The following is a 369-nucleotide window of genomic DNA, read 5'->3' on the forward strand; positions in this document are numbered from 1 at the left end:
CTTCAACCGGGCCTTCAGCCTCGGCACCGGCACCGGCAGCCCGGCCGCCGTCCCCCCGGAGCTGGCCCGGCACCGCCAGGCGCTGCTGGAGGAGGAGGTGGCCGAGGTCGCGGAGGCGACGGAGGCGGGCAGCCTCATGGACATCGCGCACGAACTGGCCGAAGGCGTCTACCTCGCGTACGGCACGGCCCTCGTCCACGGCGTGGACCCCGACGCCGTGCTCGCCGAGGTCCACCGCCCCAACATGTCCAACCTCGGCCCGGACGGCCCCCCCGTCCTGCGCGAGGACGGCAAGGTCCTCAAGGGACCCTCGTACCGCCCGCCACGGGTCGCCGAGGTCCTGGCGCGCCAGGGGGGTTCCGGAGCGGC

1 protein-coding gene is annotated in these 369 nt (G+C 75.6%); it reads left to right on the forward strand.

The window, feature by feature from the left end; all coding sequences use genetic code 11:
- Positions 1-369, forward strand: a 369-nt coding sequence (locus ADL08_RS12930; RefSeq protein WP_053642319.1) for a hypothetical protein, incomplete at both ends; no start/stop codon positions are given.

Origin of the sequence: Streptomyces sp. NRRL F-6492, assembly GCF_001280125.1 — a bacterium.
Classification (GTDB): domain Bacteria; phylum Actinomycetota; class Actinomycetes; order Streptomycetales; family Streptomycetaceae; genus Streptomyces.